Origin of the sequence: Baaleninema simplex PCC 7105 (genome assembly GCF_000332355.1) — a bacterium.
Taxonomy (GTDB): Bacteria; Cyanobacteriota; Cyanobacteriia; order Cyanobacteriales; family Geitlerinemataceae; genus Baaleninema; species Baaleninema simplex.
Genome location: NZ_KB235958.1, coordinates 2,215,471 through 2,236,945 on the forward strand (window position 1 = coordinate 2,215,471; position 21,475 = coordinate 2,236,945).

Below are 21,475 nucleotides of genomic sequence, written 5' to 3' on the forward strand. Positions count from 1 at the left end.
GTGCCGAAGGACGTTCGGCGAGCTCAGTCGAGGCGCGGAGGGGTCGTTCTACGAAATTGAGATGCACCCGATTTCAACTTCCCCGACAATGGTTTTCAATTTTCGGGGTCGGCCAATTTTGATTTGGCTAACTGCTGAAAAAAACACTGAGCAATTTCGGGAGAAACTTCTTCTTGTATTTGGTCTCTCAGAGTGGTTTCAATCTTCTCAAAAGTTTGGAGTCTATCTGAAGACGTATTACGATGCAAGATATCAGCCACCGCTTTGAGATGTTCTTGTAGCTTTTCTCGATCTTCGGAGTTTAAGTTCATTTTGAATTTTTTTAGAGATATCTACTCATATTATTTTACCATGATTTTGGTGTTTTTACGAAAGTGAGATGCACCTCTTCATTAGTCGGTAGCTAACTGCGTTTCTTCCTCTCTTCTTATTCTTCTTGCCTCAAAGACTTCTCGATAAAACTGTTCTAAGGCATCGACACAAGTGGTGTCTTCGTAGACGCGATCGCGATATTGTTGAATTTTGGTTACAATTTCCCGTCGCCAGTCGGTATTGCGCCCCAAACGAACCGCGATTTCGATATATTCGGCTTCCGTAGTGGCGATCGTTTCCGTAATGCCGAGCATTTTTAAAATAGCGTAAGAATGGCGACCTCGCATGAATTCACCGGGACAGGTAACAATGGGCAAATCACAGGCGATCGCTTCGAGAGTGGTGTTTCCCCCCGACCAAGTTAGGGTATCGAGATAAACATCAGAAATTTGGTTTAAATTCCAATAGCTCACTTGGTCGAGTCGGGGCAAAAGTTTACAGAAGCGATCGGCGGCTAGTCCAACTTCCGAAAACGCGCGATCTAACCGACGACGAAAAAGCTCAGTCACAGCGTCTTGCTCGTGGGATAAAAAGGCAAATTTCGCTTCGGGAACTTGACGGGCGATTTCTGCAAAAATATAGTCATATCTCGGAAGATATTTGTAAAGAGATTGACAGGACAAATAGACGATCGCATCTTTGTTTAACTGAAAATCTTGCCGTATTTTTTGAGGCGATGAAACGTTAGGCTTTTCGTAAGCAACACCAATGTTTGGAAGTAAAATCAAGGTTTCGTTGTAGTGTTCTTGTGCGTTTTCCGGTTCCATCAACTCGCAGGATAAGAAATAATCTACAGTTGGAAGCCCCGAGGTGACGGGATGACACCAGGTCGTGCATTGAACTGGAGCTAAACGCATCGCCGCCAGCAATGTGGATTTGGGATACATGCCAATATCTAAGAAGACAAGGATGTGAAGATTGTCTTCGAGAATTTTTCGGGCAATGTCTTCGACTTTCGCATTGTCAAACTGTTGAAAACGATAGCTATATTGAGCAAACCGTTTCGAGACGAAGTCTTCTTTACGTCCGAGGTGGTAACTGTAGAGTTCAAAATCTTTAAGATTGGCGTGTTTCAACCATCCCAGACACAGTTTGCTCACCGAACTTAAATTCATGAAATACGAAACATATCCAATACGGATTTTGTTGTTTTTAGAACGGGGTGGCATTAGCTTTGGCTTGACCCATTCAGGATAGTTTTTATCTAATACTTTGTAAACAAAATTTCCATATTTTTCTTGAAGCTTTCGATCGTTTTTACCTTGGTAAGCTAGGTAAAAATTGACGTGCCATCCAATTCCAAATAAAATCATTTGCCTGGTTTCAGGGTCAGTTAAAATAGTACGATTTACCAGGTTTTCCAAAGATGTTTTAAAACGATTGCGACAAACTTCGATTTGTGCTGTAGTTTCATATATAATGGGAAGTTCTAGTTGTTTTTGTAGAGTGGCACGTTTGAGGTTTTCTTTTAATCTTTCGTCGTTGGGATCGATCTCGCCTGCTTTTCGATAAAAATAAATTGCTTCGTCTAGGCGATTTTGCATCATCAAAGCGTTCGCTAAATTGAGATAGAGTCCGAAATGCGAGAGCTGTCGTTGAAGTGCTTGACAATAGACCGCTTCCGCTCGAACGTAGTCTAGATTTTGATAGTAAATATTGCCGAGGTTATTATAAGCTTCGATAAACTGGAGATCGAGATCGATCGCTCGTTCGTAAGCCTCGATCGCCCGCTGAGTCTGCTCCAATTTTTCCCACACTAACCCCAAACCATAATGGACGTTGGCGCGATTTTCATCGAGCTTCAGACAGTGTTGCAGAAGCGCCATCGCGTCATCTGTGCGATCGCTGACGTAATACAACATTCCCAAATTAAACCACGCCTCAATCCGATTGGGATCTCGCTCTATTACCTCTTGATAAGCCAGATCCGCAGCCTCGTAATCTCCCTGTTCGTATAACTGAACTGCCTTATTAAACATGACATCGACTAACGGCGAATCTAGCGAATTCCCCAGTTGTTTTAATAGACGAATGACCTCGGGCTGTTGAAACCGATCGACTCCCGTTAAATCGATGTCCGATGAATTCGCGTCCCAAAACAATACTGCAATGGCCTCGCTCGTCAACTTCTCTGAAAACTGACGAGCTTGTGGATGACTGACGAGAAAATCAGCAATTGCCTGACGAGCTTCTTTAAAAGTACGTTCTCGAACATTGCTCTCTGGCATCGAGTCATCGTGGAACTGTGAAAGTTGAGGCGATCGCACCACGAGTAACGCTGAATCCGCCAAGACCGAACGTGCGAACAACAATCCCATTAAAACCGAACGATAGTCGCTCGAGCCGTTATAAACGTATACCCCGATGCGCTCGTCGAGATCGAATTGGTGTAACTCTAGAAAAAAGTCCGCAATATCCTGAGCGCAAAACGTGACGCGCTCTTCGAGTCCCGCCTCCATCATCGTATCGGCGAACTGTTGAAACGCCGCTTCGGCATCTTCAGCCTCAGCAAAATCGTCCACCGCGTAGGCGAGGATCTCAGGAGCTTCTGACAACGCGGCGACGAAGAGCTTTCCGTCCTCGACCCCAACCTGACAGTACACCTGACTCGGTGCGAGACTCGCGACGGCACATTTCAACCCCGACGCGAGATCGGCAGTTTCCGAATCACTCACTCGAGAGAGCCAGGCGTCAAACAGTCGATCGTTCATAGTCAACTCAGTCGCAAACAGTAGACGATGTCCAGAGGAACATATTTATAGTGTAAAGGGAAGTCAAGAAGGAAGACCGAGTTCGACGAACGATATTTCTCCTGTACTTTTAAAACTGCGCTCTTTTGCGATCGCCCCTCATCATTTCATCTTCCCGTTACCCCCTTCTCCCCAACACGAGCGATCGAGAATGCCAAAATAGAGAGAATATAACGGAAACACCTTTCCTTACCGTCACTCGGCTTGCCATGCCCAGTCTCGATCCGTTTCGATCGCCAGACGCGTTCGATGCCTACCTCGATCGCCATCCCCACTGTATCTCCCCAGATACCCCCCTCAGCGAAGTCTTACCTTGGCTGGCCTCCCCAACTCGCCAGTCGAGCGAACCCCTCTGCGTCACCGAGGACGATCGCCTATTGGGATTCGTGAGTGCCACCGACGCCCTCGTCGTCCTGGCCGATCCCACAGCCGATCGAAACGTTCCCATCCGCCACCTCATACGACCCGTCGAGCGAACGGCGACCCCCGACGACCTCAACCACTTCGATCGCTTACTCGAACTCAGCCTCGATCGCGAAACCCTTCCCCTCATCGAACCCGACGGACGCTTGGCTGGATTGATTTCCCGCAGCCGCCTCCTCAGAGCCTTCTCAGAGCAGCGGCGAGAACGAACCTTACTCGATCTCAAATTTCAAACCTCCGAACAGCAACTGCGTCGGATGCTCGAAGCCATGGCCGACGTGGTTCTCGTCGTGGACGCCTCGGGAAACAGCATCAAAATCGCTCCGACCCAAGCCGTCCTCGAAGACTCCAGCCAAACCAACCCTCGCCTTATCGATCGCACCATCGATCGATTCCTTCACCCCGAAACCAGCCAACGCTTCCTCGAACCCGTCCGTCGCGCCTTACAAACCCAACAGATCGTCTCGTTTGAATACAGCCTGTCGGTCGATACCCACCCCCTTTGGTTCGCGGCCAACATCTCCCCCATGCCCGAATCCAACACGGCTATCTGGGTCGCCCGAGATATCACCGAACGCAAAAACATCGAAAAAGCCCTGGCCGACCTCACCGAACAGCTCGAACGGCACGTCGACGAACGTACCGAACAACTCCGAGCAGCCAACGAACAGTTACAGCGGGAAATCGCCGAACGCCAAGACATCGAAGCAGCCTTACACCAAAGCGAAGAACGGTTCGAGATCGCACTGAAAAACTCCCCCATTTCCGTATTTACCAAAAACGCCGAACTGCGCTACACCTGGGCCTACAATCCCCCTCCCGGCCTCGACGCCGAAACGCTCGTCGGCAAATGTAACGCCGAAGTCTTTACCCGAGACGACGCACGGCGTCTGACTGACATCGAACAACAGGTTCTCGCCTCGAAGTCCGGCACCCGCGAAGAAATTTGCCTGGTTCTCAACGGAAACTTTCGCTACTACGACTTAACCGTCGAACCGTTATACGACCCCAGCGGAGCCGTTCGCGGTATCGTTTGTGCCAGCATGGACGTGACCGATCGCAAACTCACTGAAGAAGCCCTTAAAACCCTCAACCAAGAACTCGAAACCATCGTCGAAGAACGTACCGCTCAAATTCAAGAGACGAACACCCAACTTTTACAAGCCCTCTCGGCCGAACAAGAACTCAACGAATTGAAATCGCGCTTCGTGACCATGACTTCCCACGAATTTCGCACCCCCTTAACCACCATTCTCGGGTCGGCCGAACTGCTCAAACACTACGGGAATAAATGGAGCGACGAGAAAAAACAAAGCTATCTCGATCGCATCTATACCACCGTCGCGCACATGACGCGGTTACTCGACGACGTGCTGACCGTCAGTAAAGCCGAAACCGGACAGCTCGGATTTTCGCCGTCTCCCGTGAACCTGAAAGCCTTGTGCGAAACCCTTATCGACGGGTGCAGCGTCAGCGACGACCGACAGCATTCCGTAAAGTTCCGCCATCGCGGCCCCTGCGACGGCAGCAGCCACGCCCTCGAACTCGATGCGCGCCTGTTACGACAAATTTTGGCCAACTTACTCTCGAACGCGATGAAATATTCCCAAGCCGGAACGTCCATCGACTTCGAGGTAGTCTGCCAGAACGATCGCGTCGCGTTCCAAATTCGCGATCGCGGTATTGGAATTCCCGCCGACGATCGAAAGCATCTGTTCGAATCGTTCCATCGGGGAAAAAATGTCGGTAACATACAGGGTACGGGTTTGGGACTGTCGATCGTCAAAAAGTCCGTGGACTTACACGGAGGAGACATTCAAATCGACAGTGAGGAAGGGCGGGGAACGACCGTGACCGTAACGATTCCATTGAGGCAGGAGCGACAATCGTGACGACGATTTTAGCTATTGAAGACGAAGATTACGTGCGCGATATTCTCGTCGATATGCTCGAAGCCGAAGGGTTCGAGGTTTTACAGGCAGAAAACGGTGTCGTGGGCTGTCAACTGGCGCGAGAACACCAGCCAGATTTGATTTTGTGCGACATCATGATGCCAGAACTCGACGGCTATGGCGTACTCACTCAACTCAACCGGCTTCAGGAGACCGAAACGATTCCGTTTATCTTTCTTTCGGCCAAAGCCGATCGCATCGATTTTCGAGTCGGCATGGATCTCGGCGCCGACGACTATCTCACTAAACCGTTTACCCGCGACGAACTGCTCAGTGCGGTCAGCACGCGGCTGAAAAAGTCCTCTTCCGTCCAGCAACTGTACGCCCAACAACTGCAACAAGCCCAGCAAAGTTATAGCACCAAACTCCAACAAGCGGAAAACCGACTGCGATACTTGCTCTATCACGATAGTTTGACGGAGCTGCCCAACCAACTGGCCCTGCGGGAAAACTTCGATCGCATTGTCGGCGAGTCGGGAATCGACCAGAACGGCCACCTCGATCGCTCGGGCTTCGTCCCCATCTTGTACGTCGGTCTCGATCGCTTTGCTCGCATCAACGACGAACTCGGCTACGAACTCGGCGATCGCTGTTTGAAAATTGCCGCCAAACGCCTGCAAAATTGTCTCGGCGAAGGGGCAATGCTCTCGCGGATGGGGGGCGACGAGTTCGCCTTAGTCCCCCGTCCCGTCGAACGTCGCGCCGACGCCGAACGTCAAGCTGAGGCGATTCGAGATTCGATCGGAGAACCCTTCGGCCTCGACGGTCGCGAAATTTTCCTGACCGCCAGTATCGGCCTGGCCTTTTACCCGCGAGACGCCAAACATCTCGACACCTTGTTGGGTCAGAGTAAAAAAGCTATGCGCTACGCGCGACAGCAAGGGGGAAATCAAGTCAGAGCGTATACGGCAGCCCTGTTAGATACCTCCGATCGCCTGGCCCTCGAAACGGATTTGCGCTACGCTCTCGATCGCAACGAGTTCGCCCTGTACTACCAGCCACAAGTGGATTTGACGACTGGGGAAATCGTCGGCGCCGAAGCCCTGTTACGTTGGCATCACCCCAGCCGAGGAGCGGTCTCGCCCGGACGGTTCGTTCCCCTGGCCGAGGAAAACGGTTCCATCGTGCCGATCGGCGAATGGGTTCTCAAAACGGCCTGCCAGCAAAGTCTCTCGTGGCAAGAAGCGGGTTTGAAACGGGTACGCGTCGCCGTCAACCTATCTGGGCGACAGTTCGATCGTGCGAGTGCCTCGGACTCCTTTAACCCAGATTTACGCCAGCATTTGACACGACTGTTTCGAGATCTGTCCTTCGACCCTCGCGATTTAGAATTAGAACTGACTGAGACGATTTTGGTACGCAACCCAGAAGCCAGCGTCAGAATGTTAGAAGGATTGAAAGCCGTCGGTGTCAGTATTGCCATTGACGACTTCGGAACGGGTTATTCGTCTTTGGGCTATTTGCAACAGTTTCCCTTCGATATTTTGAAGATCGATCGCTGTTTTGTCGGGGGGATCGATCGCAACCCCACGAACGCAGCGATTACCAAAGCCTCGATCGAAATGGCTCGTCAAATTGGTCTCAAGTCCATCGCTGAAGGGGTCGAAACCCGAGCCGAACTCGAGTTTCTCCGCCAACACGGGTGCGATCGCATGCAGGGCTATTTCTTTAGTCGCCCACTTCCCGCTTCGGAATTTGCCGAACTGCTACGTCAAGGAAAACGACTCGAATTTAGCTAATGTCGCGATCGTCTTTCCGTTCGTCCTCAAATTGTTTTTAAATTGTCGATCGAACCCTTCTAGCAAACTAAAATGGCCGTCCCGTTTTTTGAGTCAATTTACCGATAAGATCTGAAAGAGCTGATGGGCAAAATTCTGATTATCGAAGACGAACAGGATATTCGCGAGATCGTCGTCGAAATTCTTTCCGAAGCGGACTACGAAACCCTCGAAGCCGAAAACGGAGCCGTTGGGATCGAACTCGCCAGTCAACACTCGCTCGATCTGATTATCTGTGACGTGATGATGCCGGAACTCGACGGTTATGGCGTGTTGCGAGCGTTACGGCAAAATCCGGTAACTCAAACAGTCCCCTTTATTTTCCTGACGGCGAAAGCTGAAAAGACCCAAATTCGCCAGGGTATGGAATTGGGGGCCGACGACTATTTACCGAAACCGTTTACGATCGCCGAACTCCTCGCAACAGTGGCGACTCGCTTGGAAAAAAAAGCCGCCCTCGAACGCGTCTCTCAATACAAACTCGACGAACTGCGCCACAACCTCACGCGATCGCTCCCTCACGAACTCCTCACCCCTCTCAACGGTATCCTCGGCTACGCCACGTTTTTAGAAGAAGACGGCCACAGTATGGATAGAGCCGAAATTCAAGAAATGGCCGCTAGCATCAGTACATCAGCCCGGCGATTGCATCACTTAATTCAAAATTTTTTACTCTACGCCCAACTCGAACTCGTCAAAGGCGACTCGCGACGGATGCAGTTGTTGTTACGAGGTCAAACTGAATCGGCTCGCAAGGCGATCGAAACCGTCGCCCGAGAAATTGCCCAACAGTACGATCGCCTCGACGACTTATACCTCCAACTCGACGACGCCTCTCTCGCCGTCGCCGAAAACTGGATTGCCAAAGCGATCGCCGAACTCACCGACAACGCTTTTAAATTCTCTCAAGCGGGAACCCCCGTTGAAGTCCGCAGCCAACTCGACGGCGATCGCTTCGTCTTCTCGACTGTCGATCGCGGACGGGGATTCCAACCCGAACAGATCGAGCGCGTCGGAGCTTACGAACAGTTCGAGCGCAAAATTTACGAACAGCAAGGATCGGGACTGGGGTTAGCCATCACCAAACGACTCGCCGAACTCAACGGCGGGACGCTCACCATCGATAGCACTCCCAGTCAAACGACGATCGTTTCAGTCACCCTACCCGTCCGGGTGGAAGACGAGGAGATGAGGAGATGAGGAGAGAACAGTCACCCGTCACCAGTCGCCAGTGAGGAGATGAGAAAGAACTGATTAACTGCTGGCTGTTGATGGCTCGCAGCTCGCTGTAAACAGCACGATCGATTACCAATTATCAATTATTGGACATGATTCTTCTCCCCGGCTATCGAATCGGTACGCTAATTTACGAAAGCGTTAACTCGTTGGTGTATCGAGGCCAGCGCGAACGCGACGGTCTGCCCGTCGTTCTCAAAATTCTCAAAAGCGATCGGGCAACGCCCACCGAACTGGCTCGATACCAACAGGAATACCACATTACCCAACGGCTCGAACTCGACGGCATCGCCCGCGCCTACGAATTAGCGAAAGACCGCAATACCATCGCCATCGTCCTCGAAGACTTCGGCGGCGTTTCTCTCCAACAAGAACTGGCCGAACGCCAACTGACCCTCTCGGAATTTCTCTCCATCGCTTCGCAAATTGCCGAAATCCTCGGTCAAATTCACGCAGCTGGCGTCGTTCATAAAGATATCAACCCCGCCAACATTCTCTATAACCGAGAACTCGATCGCGTCAAACTTATCGATTTCGGCATCTCGATCGAACTGTCTTCCGACACTCCCCTGGGAAACCGCAATCCAACCATCCTCGAAGGAACTCTGCCTTATATGTCCCCCGAACAAACGGGGCGCACCAACTGTCCTCTAGACTACCGCAGCGACTTTTACTCCCTCGGCGTCACCTTCTACGAAATGCTCTTGGGACGGCCGACTTTCGACACCACCGATACGATGGAATTGGTTCACTGTCACATCGCCGGACAGCCGACACCCCCGCGAGAACTCGATCCCAGCATTCCTCAAGCGGTTTCCGATATCGTGATGAAACTGCTGGAGAAAACTCCCGAAGAACGCTATCAAAGTGCTTGGGGTATTCAAGTCGATCTCGTGTTGTGTTTGATGCAACTCGAAGCCACCGGAACGATCGAGGATGTCATTCCCGGCGAAAACGATGTCGTCAACCAGTTTCGCATTCCCCCGCAACTGTACGGCCGGGAGATCGAACTGGCTCGATTGCGGGCAGCTTTCGAGCGCGTCGGCGCGATCGCCACTGCGGACGGAAATGCTGTGACAGTCGAAGACAGTCCCCGCCCCGAGTTCTCCTCTCCTGAAGTCGTCTTCGTGGTAGGAGATGCGGGAATCGGTAAGTCCGCTCTGGTCGGCGAAAGCTACAAGCCCGTCCGACATGACAATGCGTCCTCTCACTTCCGCGACCGAGCCTATTTCGTGTCGGGTCAGTTCGAGTCTGGGGAGTCGTTGCGATCGGAAATTCCCTTTGCGCCCGTGGTGGAAGCCGTGCGGGAACTGGTGCGACAACTGCTGACGGAAACGGAAAGCCAACTGGCCGGTTGGCGCGATCGCCTTCTCGAGACGTTGGGCGATGCTTGTCACCTGTTGGTTCGCGCCGTTCCCGAGTTAAAACTCGTTCTCGAATCGCCCACCGAACCCGAACTCGGGATCGCTTCCGTTCGCGCCTCTCCAGATGAAGGTTGGGATCGATCTCGACTCAAATCGGCATTGCAGCGGTTTTTACAGGTGTTTTGTCACAGTAACGTCCCGCTCGTTCTCTTTTTCGACAATCTCCAGTGGTCGGACGCGGTAACTCTCGAGATCGTCGAAGCGGCGATTTGCGACCCACACTCGCGATCGCTGCTGGTTATCGGGGCGTACCGCGAGGGAGAAGTCGGCGACGACCACCCGTTACGTTTGCTGCGACATCGGTTACAGCGTCAGTCTGCGGACCGGGAACACCCCGGCCGGGTCGAAACGCTGGCGTTGGACGTCTTGCCCCTCGAGGCGATCGTTCGATTGGTGGCCGATACGCTCGATCGCGATCGCAAATCGGTGATGCCCCTCGCGATGCGGATCGCCCAAAAAACGAACGGCAATCCCTTTTTCGTGCGAGAATTCCTCAAAACTCTCGATCGCGAAAATCTCTTGGTCTTCGACGACGAGTCCATGAGTTGGCAGTGGGATCTCGAACGCATCGACGCTCAGGAAATCGCGGATAACGTTCTCTCTGGTCTGCTGGCGCAACTTCAACAACTCCCCGACCGCGCCCGCGAACTCCTCAGTTTGGGGGCTTGTATGGGCATGGAGTTCGACCTCGACGTTCTCCACGAAATTACTCGAGACCCGTTGCGCGATTTGTTTCACGATTTGGTTCCGGCGTTAGTAGAAGGATTGGTGCAACCTCGGCGGGAACAGTTTGTCACTTCAGAACTCCCTCTCGAGCCGGACCATCGCCCGACGACGTTCTCACCCTCCGATACTTCAACTCGCTCCGATACAGATAGTCTTACAAATATCGATATAAAAAATACCAACATCACGCTATCGAATTTGACGCCCTCGACTTCCGACAAACGAGGCGTTTTACTCTTGAGCTATCAGTTCCTTCATCCACAAGTCCAGCAAGCCGCTTATTCCCTCGTCGGGGCCGATCGCAAAGACGCTCTTCACTTACAAATCGGTAAAGTCCTTTACCGCCGCACTCAACGCTCCCGAATTGAGTCGGAAACCGAACGGGAAACGAACGGCATTATCGAGGTAGTGCGTCACTGGAACCTCGCTCGCGGGGCGATCGCCGACGACACCGATAAACTTCAACGGGGACGACTGAATTTAGAAGCTGGTCGCCAAAGCTTTAACGAGCGCGACTACACGAGCGCCTTAACCTACGACCTCATCGGCATCGAAGCCCTCCCCATGCCCATGTGGAAAATCTGCCCGGAGTTGGCGTTTTCTCTGCACCTCGAACGGGCACGGGCGAACCTGTTACAAGGTAACTTCGATCGCACCATCGAATTACTCGACCTTCTCGACCGACAAGCTCCCGACGATGTCGCCCGCATTGAAATCGATCGCCTGGCCGTCGCCGCTTACCAACTCTGCGGACGCTACGGTGCGGCGTTCGATCACGTCACCGACGCGATCGAACGGGTATCAGTCACCCGTCGCCGGTCGCCAGTCGCCAGTGAAGACAGTTCTCAAGAGACCGGATTGTCTGTGTCTTCCTTATCTTCCTTGTCTTCCTTGTTTTCCTCGTCCGCCTCGCCTCCGCCAGAGATCCGTCTCGATAGTCTGCCGACTGAAGCGATCGCTCCGACGGCGGAAGAGTCGGCGGTAGGAGAGGTTCTCGCTCGAGCTTTGGTTCTGCTGCACGTCTGCGCGCCCTCTCGAGCCGCTCGTCTGGCGGCTGAGTCACTCGAGCGATCGCGAACCCTCGGACGCGCGACTTTAGAAATGCCCGTTGCTGCCGCGCTTTACGGAGTCAGTCACCTCGCGGGCGGCGATCGGCCAACCGCTTCGGACTGGGCGAATTTTGCCCGAACGCAAGTCGAGCAACTCGGGGATGGCGATCGCCAGTGTTGGGTGTACGGCATTCTCGGAAGCCACGTTTTACCCTGGACGACGCCTCTGCCCAAGGCGCTGTCGCTGCTAGAGGAAGCCTATCGTCTCAGTACCGAACACGCTGAGATATTCGCCATCGGTTACAGTCTCGCCGAACGTCTGTGTCTGTCGTTTTATGGCGGAAAATCCCTCGAATCCCTCGCCCGAGATGCGACGCAATGGATGGCGTGGTGTCGAAAATACCAACATCGCTGGGCTTTAGACCGCATCGCCAGCGTCATGTTGCCGGTTTCGATGTTGAGCGAAAAAACGCCGCTCCGCAGTCGCGATCGCGCCCCGAGTCAGGACGGGGTCGGGCAAACTGCGACGGCCGGTTCGGCGACGGAATCTCCCTCGACAGACGGCAAATTTCGCTGGGGACAGTTGACCGAATCGATCTTTCTCGAACGGTGTCGGCGTTTCGGCCACGAGTCCTCGGCCGCGTCGTATTACGTTCATAAAGCGTGGGTTCTGTACGGCTTAGAACGATACGAGGAGGCGCTCGAGGCTGCGAGAACGGCTCGAGAGCGGTCGGCGTCTCTGTCGGGATCGATCGCGATCGCCCTCAACGATATGGCGATCGCCCTGTGTTCGACTGCGTTATTCGAGCAGTTTTCCCCTGAAGACCGAGAAAACGCTCGTCGGGAAATTGAGACGGTTCGACAACATCTCGACAGTTGGGCTGAAGTCTGTCCCGAGACGTTCGCGTGCTGGTCGGAATTGGTAACAGCGGAGTGGGAACGGCTGTACGGCCGGAATTTTCAGGCGCTCGATCGCTACGATCGCGCCATCGAACTGGCGTCGGCCAACGATGCCGTGCAGTGGGTGGCGTTAGGAAACGAGTTGGCCGGCCGCTTTTGGTGCGATCGGGGCAAACCGAAAATTGCGAAACTCTATTTCGGTGAAGCTTATGTTGCCTATCAGCGTTGGGGCGCGACGGGAAAGGTGCGGCAGTTCGACCGTCGTTACGGCTCGCTGTTGACGGTGGCAGTGGTGGCCTCTCAGGACGACGAAGAGGGATGGGGCGTCGAGGGCAGTCCCCGCACGAACCGCAGTATCAACTATACGCGATCGCGGGCTGCCGTGTTGGACGTGGCTACAGTCATGAAAGCAGCTCAGGCGTTATCGGGAGAAATCGTCCTCGATCGCCTACTCGACAAGCTCATGGAACTGGCCTTAGAGAACGCGGGGGCTACGGGTGGCTCGATCGTCTTCGTGCAGAACGATCGCCTGACGGTCGAAATTTCTCAGAGAAAAGGTCTTCGCTCGTTGGCAACAACCCAAGATCGCTCGGTTCCGTCGGACGAGTCCCAGGGAACTGCTGTCGGAGGACGGCGATCGCTCCCCGTCGAACAGTGCGATTGTCTTCCCCTCTCGACACTCCACTACGTTGCCAGAACGGGTGAAAGCGTCGTTCTCAACGATGCCACGGCAGAATCGGCGTTTGTCAACGATTCCTATATTCGCGATCGACAGCCCAAATCGCTACTGTGCGCTCCGATTCAGGGTCAAGGAAAGCTCATCGGCATTCTGTATTTAGAAAATAGTTTGACGGCCGGGGCGTTTACGCGCGATCGCCTCGACGTTTTAATGCTACTGTGCGCTCAAGCTGCGATTTCCCTCGAAAACGCCCGCCTCTACGAGAATTTGAAACAGTCGGAATTGCACGAACGGGAACGCGCGACGCAACTGCGAGACTCGCTACAGGAGTTACAACAGGCACAGTTACAGTTGGTGCAGAGCGAGAAAATGGCGACCTTGGGTCAGTTGGTGGCGGGGGTCGCCCACGAAATTAACAATCCCGTGGGATTTGTCGATGCCAACCTCAGCCACGCTCAGGGATACATCGAGGACATTATCGGGTTGCTCGAAATGTATCGGGAAGAATTTCCCGATCCGGGGGAGGATATCGACGCGGAAATCGAGGAAATCGATCTCGATTTTATTGTCAAAGATCTCCCGCAAATTCTCGATTCGATGAAGGTGGGAACCGAACGCATTCGCCAAATCAGTCGATCGCTGCGGACGTTTTCTCGAGCCGATACTTCTGCCAAGGTCGCCGTCGACTTACACGAAGGGATCGACAGTACCTTGATGATTCTCAAACCCCGGTTGAAGTTTACCAAGGAACGCCCCACCATCGAGGTGGTGAAAGAGTACGGCGACCTGCCACAGATTGAATGTTACGCCGGACAGCTCAACCAGGTGTTTACGAATATCATCGCCAACGCCATCGACGCTCTCGACGAAGCCAGCCGCGATCGCAGCTTTGAAGACCTCGAACGAGATCCCAACTGCATCGTCATTCGCACGGAACTCGACGATACCGGCGATCGTGTCAGAATTCGCATCCGAGACAACGGCCCGGGAATGACTGAAGACGTCCGCCAACAAATTTTCGATCGAATGTTCACCACCAAAGCCGTCGGAAAAGGAACGGGGCTGGGGTTATCGATTTCTCGTCAAATTGTCGTCGAAAAACACGGCGGCCAGCTTACCTGTCGTTCGACCCTCGGAGAAGGGACGGAGTTCGTTATCGAAATTCCTACCTCTTAGGAGATGAGGTTTAGTGGTGCAGAAAAGTCCTGAAACCTTTGTTAGAAAAGATATCGCCGTATTCAAGGGTTGACCGCAAAATCCCAGATCGGTAAATTCCTGTCGGAGATCCCCGGCATCTCACTCGAGTTTCGGTACATATTTTGTGTGTTTTGTCAATCCCCGATCTCGAAAAGTTTTCTGCACCACTGAGGGTGATGAGGTGATGAGAAACTTTTACCTGTCTTCCCTCTTCCCTGAAGAAGCTCCCCCTCTCTTCTTCCTTCAGATAGATATCACGGGACAGGTAATCACTTAAACTCCCAATGGTTCGATAGCGCTGAATCTTCAGTAGAGTCAGCTTTTTTCAAGAAAAGCTTGACAAGTCTTAACCTCGCTCGCTAAGCTAAACTCATAACGATTATGAATTAATTCACAAAGGAGCTAACTGCTATGTTCGAGAACCGAGAAGGTCAGCGCGTTCCCAACATTACCTTTCGCGCCCGCTGCGATAACGAATGGGTCGATATCTCCACAGACGAACTGTTTTCTGGAAAAACCGTGATTGTTTTCGCCCTTCCCGGCGCGTTCACGCCGACTTGTTCCTCGAGTCACCTTCCCGGCTACAACCAGTTAGCGGGAGTGTTCAAAGAAAACGGCGTTGACGACATCATTTGTCTGTCTGTCAACGACACCTTCGTCATGAACGAATGGGCGAAAGACCAAGAAGCCGACAACATCACCCTAATTCCCGACGGAAACGGTGAATTTACCGAACAAATGGGACTGCTCGTCGATAAAAGCGACCTGGGCTTCGGGAAACGCTCTTGGCGGTACTCTATGCTCGTAAAAGACGGCGTCATCGATAAAATGTTTATCGAACCCGAGAAACCTGGAGACCCCTTTGAAGTCTCCGATGCCGAGACGATGTTGAACTACATCAACCCCGACGCAACGCCGAAGTACGTCTCGCTGTTTACCAAAATCGGCTGTCCCTTCTGCGCCAAAGCCAAAACCAAGCTCAAAGAACGCGGTTTCGACTACGAAGAAATCGTTGTGGGACGAGACGCCACTGCGCGATCGCTCAAAGCGATGAGCGGTAGCACAACCGTTCCCCAAGTCTTCATCGACGGGAAACTCATCGGCGATTCCGAAGCCTTAGACAAATATCTGGCTAGTGCCTAAGTCTTCCTAGCATCGAGAAAACTCGAACCGAGTAGAGGGCGAATCCTAGCGTTCGCCCCTACAGTGTTTTTAATCTTCGGTTAATTCTTTACCCGTCACGGTCAATGGACGTCATCCTCATTGGAAGCCTAGCCAGTCTCATCGCCGGACTCGGAACTGGCATCGGTGCTTTACCGATTTTATTCACTCACAACATCCAACATCGACTTCAGGGAATTTTTCTCGGGTTTGGAGGAGGTGTCATGTTGGCCGCAACCTCCTTTTCGCTCATCGTCCCCGGAACCGAAGCCGCTCTCGAACAGGGAGCCTCCAAAACCGTGGCAGCCTTAATTGTGGGAGCGGGGATTGTTTTAGGAAGTGCGGCGTTGTGGTTTGCCCATAACAACTTTCCTCACGAACACTTTTTTAAGGGCAAAGAGGGGCCGACATTGAAAAACTTCCAACGAATTTGGCTGTTTGTCATTGCCATTACCCTGCATAACTTCCCTGAAGGCTTAGCGGTCGGCGTCGGATTCGGCGGGGGCAACATCGCAAACGGTATTGCCCTAGCGTTGGGGATCGGCGTACAAAACATTCCCGAGGGGTTAGTCGTCGCGTTGGGATTGCGAGAATTAAACTATTCGATCGCCTATGCGTTGGGCGTTGCGTTCGTCACCGGCCTCGTCGAACCGGTCGGCGGCGTCATTGGGGCAGGCGTGGTCAGCGTGGCGCAAGCGTTTTTACCCTGGGCGATGGCCTTTGCAGCGGGGGCGATGCTGTTCGTGATCGTCGATGAAATTATCCCCGAAATCGCTCGCAAAAGCTACGAACAAGAAGGTACCTTGGGCATTGTGGCGGGATTTGTCTGCATGATGTTTTTAGATATCTCCCTTGGATGATGAGATGGGGAAATGAGGGGGTGAGGAGATAGGGAGATTTTACATCATTACATCACCCGGTCATCCGGTTATCTTACTGGGTACAGCTTTTTAAACAAAAGCTTCCTGGCTACTGTGAAGTTTTTACTCGATCGCAGGCACCCGCTAGAGCTGAGTGTTCCCGATCGGAACCTCATAACTTCAGTTGTTAAAGTTCTGAGGCGGTTTCTAGAACTTTGGAGGTTCCGGCAAAAGCCTACCTTTGACTCTCAATCTACGGGACCCCACACGACAGACATTATATCTAACAACTTGACTTGAGTAAGATTGAAAGCTAAGGAAATGTCAATTTTTGGGGTATCGTAGACGCGAAGCGGCCGATAGCAGAGGCACCCTCAATTGACGCGGGGAGTCCAAGTCTCGAGACACTCACCGATGGGGGGAGCGCGGGACTTATGGCTCCCCAAACCCCTCACAAGTTAAGCGTAGTATGAGAGGACACAGAGAAAATTATGAGTTACGATTTCGATCTATTTGTCATCGGTGCGGGTTCTGGAGGAATCGCCACAGCTCGACGCGCCGCCGAATACGGTGCGAAAGTGGGAATTGCAGAAGTCGATCGCCTGGGGGGAACCTGCGTCAATCGCGGGTGCGTTCCCAAAAAGTTAATGGTGTATGCGTCCCACTTTTCCGATCTATTTCGCGATGCGGTGGGGTACGGTTGGAGTCCGGTAAAAAGCGAGTTCGACTGGCCGAAACTGATTCGCGTGGTGAACGACGAGGTTACTCGCCTCAACGGTATTTATCAGCGGATGTTGGATAAGTCTAACGTGGAGGTGTTTGAGGGACACGCGAAATTTGTCGATTCCCATACGGTAACGATCGGCGATCGCACCCTAACGGCCGATAAAATTCTGATCGCAGTGGGAGGAAAACCCGTCAAACCGGATATTCCGGGGATCGAGTACGCCATTACGTCTAACGAAATTTTTCATCTGGAGGAACAGCCGAAACAGGCGGTGGTTCTCGGTGGTGGATACATCGGCGTCGAATTCGCCTGCATCCTCAAAGGCTTGGGGTCTGAGGTGACGGTGATTATCCGACGGGACAAGATCTTACGGGGATTTGACGAGGACGTTCGTACCGAGATTCAAGAGGGAATGCAACGTCACGGTATTCGCATTCTGACCGAAACCACGATCGACTCGATCGACAAACTCGACAGCGGTAAGTTGCAATTGAACCTCAGCGGTGCGGAAGATACCGTTATCGCCGATGCCATCAGCTTGGCAGCAATGGGACGCAAACCGAACCTCGAAGGATTGGGGTTAGAACATACGCAAGTCAAAACCCAAAACGGGGCGATCGTGGCGGACGAATACAACCAAACCGACGATCCCGATATCTTCGCCGTCGGCGACTGTATCGATCGCCTCAACCTAACCCCCGTTGCTATTAACGAAGGGCGCATCCTCGCAGACACGAAGTTCGGCGGAAAGTCGCGGCAGATGAGTTACGAAAACGTGCCGACGGCGGTGTTTACGACGCCAGAAGCCGCCACGGTGGGATTGACGGAAGCCGAGGCGCGGGAGAAATACGGCGATGCAGTGAAGGTGTTTCGCTCGAAATTCCGCCCGATGTACCATACCTTGGGCGGTCGCGAAGAGAAAACCTTGATGAAGCTGATCGTCGATGGCGATACCGATCGCGTTGTTGGGGCGCACATGGTGGGCGAAAACGCCGCCGAGATTATTCAAGGGGTGGCGATCGTCGTGAAGATGGGGGCGCGAAAAGCGGACTTCGACGCCACGGTGGGCATTCACCCGAGTTCGGCTGAAGAGTTCGTGACCATGCGCTAAGTCGAGAGTTTGCAGAAAACTGATAGAGACGGACTTCGGTGCGTCTCTATTTTTGTGGGCGATCGCGCGATCGCCCAAATATCCCCCCGTAGTCCCCCTTCCCAAAGGGGGTTTGGTGCAGAAAAGTCCTGAAAGCCCTTGTTAGAAAAGATATCGCCGTATTAATCGGTAAATTGCTTGCCGGAGCCCCCCGGCCTTTTCCAAATGCTGGGGGTCTGGCTTGAGTCCCAACACAGATTTTATGTGTTTTGTCAATTCCCGATCTCGAAAAGTTTTCGGCACCACTGAGCGATAAATCCTCCTACTACACCAAACGATTTGGTCGGTAAGAGGGTTTTAACAACGTTACGTCTAGCATTCATATGGTTCACAGTCGCTCGAGTAACTGTTGTTTTTTGGCTTGGAACTCTTCCTCAGTTAAAATACCCTGTTCTTTTAACTTCCCGAGTTTTTCCAGAGCTTGATAAATATCTGCCGCTTCGTCTTTCTTCTCGTTTTCAAGATCGGAAACATAAGACTTCCCGCGCTCGAACGCCACATCGTAAGCCTGTTTGACTTGGTCTTCAACAAAGTTATTCAAGTTACCGGAATTCGCAAAATGGTTGATGGCAACTTGACCGACGGCATAAGTTGAAGCCCCCGATGTAATAGACATCGACGCACCTCCGATCAAGGTTCCAACCCCCGGAATGGCCTTCAATAAACTCGCGCCCAAGCGGGCGAACGTCGTTCCTGTTAAGGCTGAGACGAAGGCTTTCCCGTTACTTTGGCTATAGTCTACGTTGTACGTTCGGGCTAACTGCTGGAGCATTTCTAATTGAATTGCAGTAACGGCAGCAAAATCCACCAGTGGAATGGGGATCAATCCACCTCCCATCGACCAGAGAACGTGGGTACGAACGATCGCCTCTGCTTCGGTTCGCTTACTCATTACAGAGTCCTCTATACAGTTGTGGAAGAACGCTTAAGTTATGGAAATTTAAGCTCCATCATAGCACTAGTCAATTCAGGTTCGTTCGACCTCTGTAAAACTACTGAGTAGTTTGAATGACGATATTTGTCCGTTCGGCAACCTGTAAGTCACAACGATCGCTCGGTCCGCAATTGTCGGAAGCTTGAAGTTTTAACTTGACAATAGACATTTTGATTGTTTTTAGGACTTACGCAGTTCGACCGAAATTACTCTAAATGGAGAGGTCGGTGGGCATTGCCCACTACAAATGGTGGAGATGCTTAACTCCTAGTTTTAATAGCTACTTTTAAGTTTTATTAAATTTTGTTTTGATTTGCAAAAAACGATCGCTCGAATCGTAATTAATTACGAGATTTCACGGAAGACAGTGTTTCGATTTATTAAGAACTACGAAATAATGCAGAAAAATTCGAGCGCTCGAACTAACAATCTCTCACAATAAAATTTTCTAAAAATACGTTATAATACAGCACAAAAGTTTTTATGAGAGAATTAAGTATGGCAGTCCCCAATGAGTTGTCAAAAATTAAAATGCCCTAAAAAATACAATTCTCCGTTCCCGGTTCCCTTTTTGTCCCCATTTTGTTACACAACTGATTTAGGATGACTACACATATGCATATTGCAGAATTTTAAAAATCATGCGAAAAATCGATGTTTTCAACATTAACTCAAAACGTTCGATCGCTGTAATCTCGTAATAGAAGTATTTTTCGTCATTTTAAGAGGGAGGATAAATGAATGTGGACTCTAATCATATCGATTGTAGTCGTTATTTTACTGGCAGTTTGGATAACTGGACTTTACAATAGTTTGATTCGATCTAAAAACCAAATCGATAATGCATTTTCTAGCATCGACGTTATTCTAAAAAAAAGATATGACTTAATTCCAAACCTAGTAGCTGTCGCTAAAAAATATTCAGATTTCGAGATAAAAACTCTGACTCGAGTTTCTGGATTGCGATCGCAAGCTATGTCTAGAAGACTGCCAAATACTAGGCGATTGGAACTTGAAAACCAAATTTCACGAGAAATTAGTAATTTTTTAGTCACGGTTGAAGCGTATCCTCAACTCAAAGCCGATCGGAACTTTCTACAACTCCAAGCCTCACTCAACGAAGTTGAAGAACAACTCTCAGCAGCACGACGATTTTATAACAGTGCGGTCACAGAGTATAACAACGCGATTGAAATGTTTCCGACGAATATAATCGCCACTCAACTCAACTATCGACGCAAAAAAGTCTTTGAAGCGTCCGAGAGCGATCGTCAAAACGTTAACGTCAGTCAACTCTTTGAGAATTAAACACAATGTCTAAAGATCGAGCCTTACACGAAGGAATTACCGCCTTCGAGCAGAAACGCTATTCCGAAAGTATTGCGTTACTGGCACCATTATGTCAAAACGAGTTTCCTCGAACGTCACAGCAGGTCACTGCATGGACAGCACTAATTCGATCGCACTACGCTTGTCAACAACTCGAAGAAGCGATCGAGCTTTGTACGAAACTCGCAGCTCATCCCCATCCCAAAGTAAAGCAGTGGGGTCAGCAAGTACTGAAAACCCTGCAACAACGCAACCATCACCTTCAGGTCGCCACCAAACACGAAACAACCCAAACATTGACGAACGAATCGAGTTCCGATCGCCCGTCAAACTTACCATCTAGTTCCACAACACTCGCCTCTTCTAGTGAATCTTCCCAACCTAAAACCCCCTCCGAATCACTATCGACCCGAGAAATTCAGCAGTTGCTCAACCAAAGTAAAGTTGCGATTCGTCAGAAAGACTATGAATTAGCGTTGAGCCACCTCGATCGTTACTTTACTGGAGTTTCGACCACTGAAAAAAACCAACAATATTGGCAAGCACAAACACTTCTCGCTCAAGCCTATCGAGGAAGTGGAAAACTTAACGAAGCCGTCAGTTTGAGTGAAGAACTCGCGAGAAATGCGAATCTCGAAACTCAACACTGGGCGCAGCGTTTTTTAGAGTCAGTCACAGCTTCATTAGCGGGACTTAAACGGTAAAAAAGGTAAAATAAAAGCAAAACCCTTGACTGACAAGGATTTAAGGTGGAGAGTGTCCCCATGAGAGAGACCACCCCAGCCGCTATGCCACCCTGCTTTGAGAAGTGGTGCAAGCGTTTCGACC

The 21,475-nt window shown here is 51.4% G+C and carries 11 protein-coding genes and 1 pseudogene; 9 read left to right on the forward strand and 3 right to left on the reverse strand.

Annotated elements, in window-relative coordinates:
• Window positions 1-69: 69 nt before the first annotated feature.
• Together GEI7105_RS0111960 and GEI7105_RS33415 are read right to left on the reverse strand one after the other, a co-directional pair.
• A pseudogene (locus GEI7105_RS0111960) lies at window positions 70-311 on the reverse strand (ISKra4 family transposase); the annotation flags it as partial.
• Window positions 312-392: 81 nt separating this feature from the next.
• Window positions 393-3,083: a tetratricopeptide repeat protein gene (locus GEI7105_RS33415; protein ID WP_017660693.1), complete on the reverse strand. Its 2,691-nt coding sequence runs from the start codon at window positions 3,081-3,083 to the stop codon at window positions 393-395.
• Between the two features lie 248 nt (window positions 3,084-3,331).
• Here GEI7105_RS33415 and GEI7105_RS33420 point away from each other — a divergent pair, with 248 nt between their 5' ends.
• From GEI7105_RS33420 to gor, 7 genes are all read left to right on the forward strand, one after another.
• On the forward strand, window positions 3,332-5,437 hold the full coding sequence (locus GEI7105_RS33420; protein ID WP_017660694.1) for an ATP-binding protein: 2,106 nt from the start codon (window positions 3,332-3,334) through the stop codon (window positions 5,435-5,437).
• Window positions 5,434-7,236: a putative bifunctional diguanylate cyclase/phosphodiesterase gene (locus GEI7105_RS0111975; RefSeq protein ID WP_017660695.1), complete on the forward strand. Its 1,803-nt coding sequence runs from the start codon at window positions 5,434-5,436 to the stop codon at window positions 7,234-7,236. Before GEI7105_RS33420 ends, GEI7105_RS0111975 begins: the two co-directional genes overlap by 4 nt.
• A 123-nt stretch (window positions 7,237-7,359) precedes the next feature.
• Window positions 7,360-8,475 carry a hybrid sensor histidine kinase/response regulator gene (locus GEI7105_RS0111980; protein ID WP_017660696.1) on the forward strand — a complete coding sequence of 372 codons (1,116 nt, stop codon included), beginning with the start codon at window positions 7,360-7,362 and terminating at the stop codon, window positions 8,473-8,475.
• Window positions 8,476-8,603: 128 nt separating this feature from the next.
• Window positions 8,604-14,465, forward strand: coding sequence for a protein kinase domain-containing protein (locus GEI7105_RS0111985; protein WP_017660697.1), 5,862 nt, complete (start codon window positions 8,604-8,606; stop codon window positions 14,463-14,465).
• Window positions 14,466-14,897: 432 nt separating this feature from the next.
• Window positions 14,898-15,629 (forward strand): glutathione peroxidase, encoded by a 732-nt coding sequence (locus GEI7105_RS0111990; RefSeq protein ID WP_017660698.1) that lies wholly within the window; start codon window positions 14,898-14,900, stop codon window positions 15,627-15,629.
• Window positions 15,630-15,733: 104 nt separating this feature from the next.
• Window positions 15,734-16,507 carry a ZIP family metal transporter gene (locus GEI7105_RS0111995; protein ID WP_017660699.1) on the forward strand — a complete coding sequence of 258 codons (774 nt, stop codon included), beginning with the start codon at window positions 15,734-15,736 and terminating at the stop codon, window positions 16,505-16,507.
• Between the two features lie 491 nt (window positions 16,508-16,998).
• On the forward strand, window positions 16,999-18,345 hold the full coding sequence (gene gor / locus GEI7105_RS0112000) for a glutathione-disulfide reductase (protein ID WP_017660700.1): 1,347 nt from the start codon (window positions 16,999-17,001) through the stop codon (window positions 18,343-18,345).
• Between the two features lie 367 nt (window positions 18,346-18,712).
• Here the strand turns inward: gor and GEI7105_RS0112005 are convergent, their stop codons facing one another.
• On the reverse strand, window positions 18,713-19,276 hold the full coding sequence (locus GEI7105_RS0112005) for a DUF697 domain-containing protein (RefSeq protein ID WP_017660701.1): 564 nt from the start codon (window positions 19,274-19,276) through the stop codon (window positions 18,713-18,715).
• A gap of 783 nt (window positions 19,277-20,059) precedes the next feature.
• On the opposite strand from GEI7105_RS0112005, the gene GEI7105_RS0112010 reads away from it, so the two are divergent.
• Together GEI7105_RS0112010 and GEI7105_RS0112015 are read left to right on the forward strand one after the other, a co-directional pair.
• Window positions 20,060-20,626, forward strand: coding sequence for a LemA family protein (locus GEI7105_RS0112010; RefSeq protein WP_026097605.1), 567 nt, complete (start codon window positions 20,060-20,062; stop codon window positions 20,624-20,626).
• Window positions 20,627-20,631: 5 nt separating this feature from the next.
• Window positions 20,632-21,351, forward strand: coding sequence for a hypothetical protein (locus GEI7105_RS0112015; RefSeq protein WP_017660703.1), 720 nt, complete (start codon window positions 20,632-20,634; stop codon window positions 21,349-21,351).
• Window positions 21,352-21,475 lie beyond the last annotated feature (124 nt).

Excerpts from the sequence above, each read along its gene's own strand:
- GEI7105_RS0111985 (WP_017660697.1), top strand. The coding sequence starts at position 8,604 with ATGATTCTTCTCCCCGGCTATCGAATCGGTACGCTAATTTACGAAAGC.
- GEI7105_RS0112015 (WP_017660703.1), top strand. The coding sequence starts at position 20,632 with ATGTCTAAAGATCGAGCCTTACACGAAGGAATTACCGCCTTCGAGCAG.
- GEI7105_RS33420 (WP_017660694.1), top strand. The coding sequence starts at position 3,332 with ATGCCCAGTCTCGATCCGTTTCGATCGCCAGACGCGTTCGATGCCTAC.
- gor (WP_017660700.1), top strand. The coding sequence starts at position 16,999 with ATGAGTTACGATTTCGATCTATTTGTCATCGGTGCGGGTTCTGGAGGA.
- GEI7105_RS0111980 (WP_017660696.1), top strand. The coding sequence starts at position 7,360 with ATGGGCAAAATTCTGATTATCGAAGACGAACAGGATATTCGCGAGATC.
- GEI7105_RS0112010 (WP_026097605.1), top strand. The coding sequence starts at position 20,060 with ATGTGGACTCTAATCATATCGATTGTAGTCGTTATTTTACTGGCAGTT.
- GEI7105_RS0111990 (WP_017660698.1), top strand. The coding sequence starts at position 14,898 with ATGTTCGAGAACCGAGAAGGTCAGCGCGTTCCCAACATTACCTTTCGC.
- GEI7105_RS0112005 (WP_017660701.1), bottom strand. The coding sequence starts at position 19,276 with ATGAGTAAGCGAACCGAAGCAGAGGCGATCGTTCGTACCCACGTTCTC.
- GEI7105_RS33415 (WP_017660693.1), bottom strand. The coding sequence starts at position 3,083 with ATGAACGATCGACTGTTTGACGCCTGGCTCTCTCGAGTGAGTGATTCG.
- GEI7105_RS0111995 (WP_017660699.1), top strand. The coding sequence starts at position 15,734 with ATGGACGTCATCCTCATTGGAAGCCTAGCCAGTCTCATCGCCGGACTC.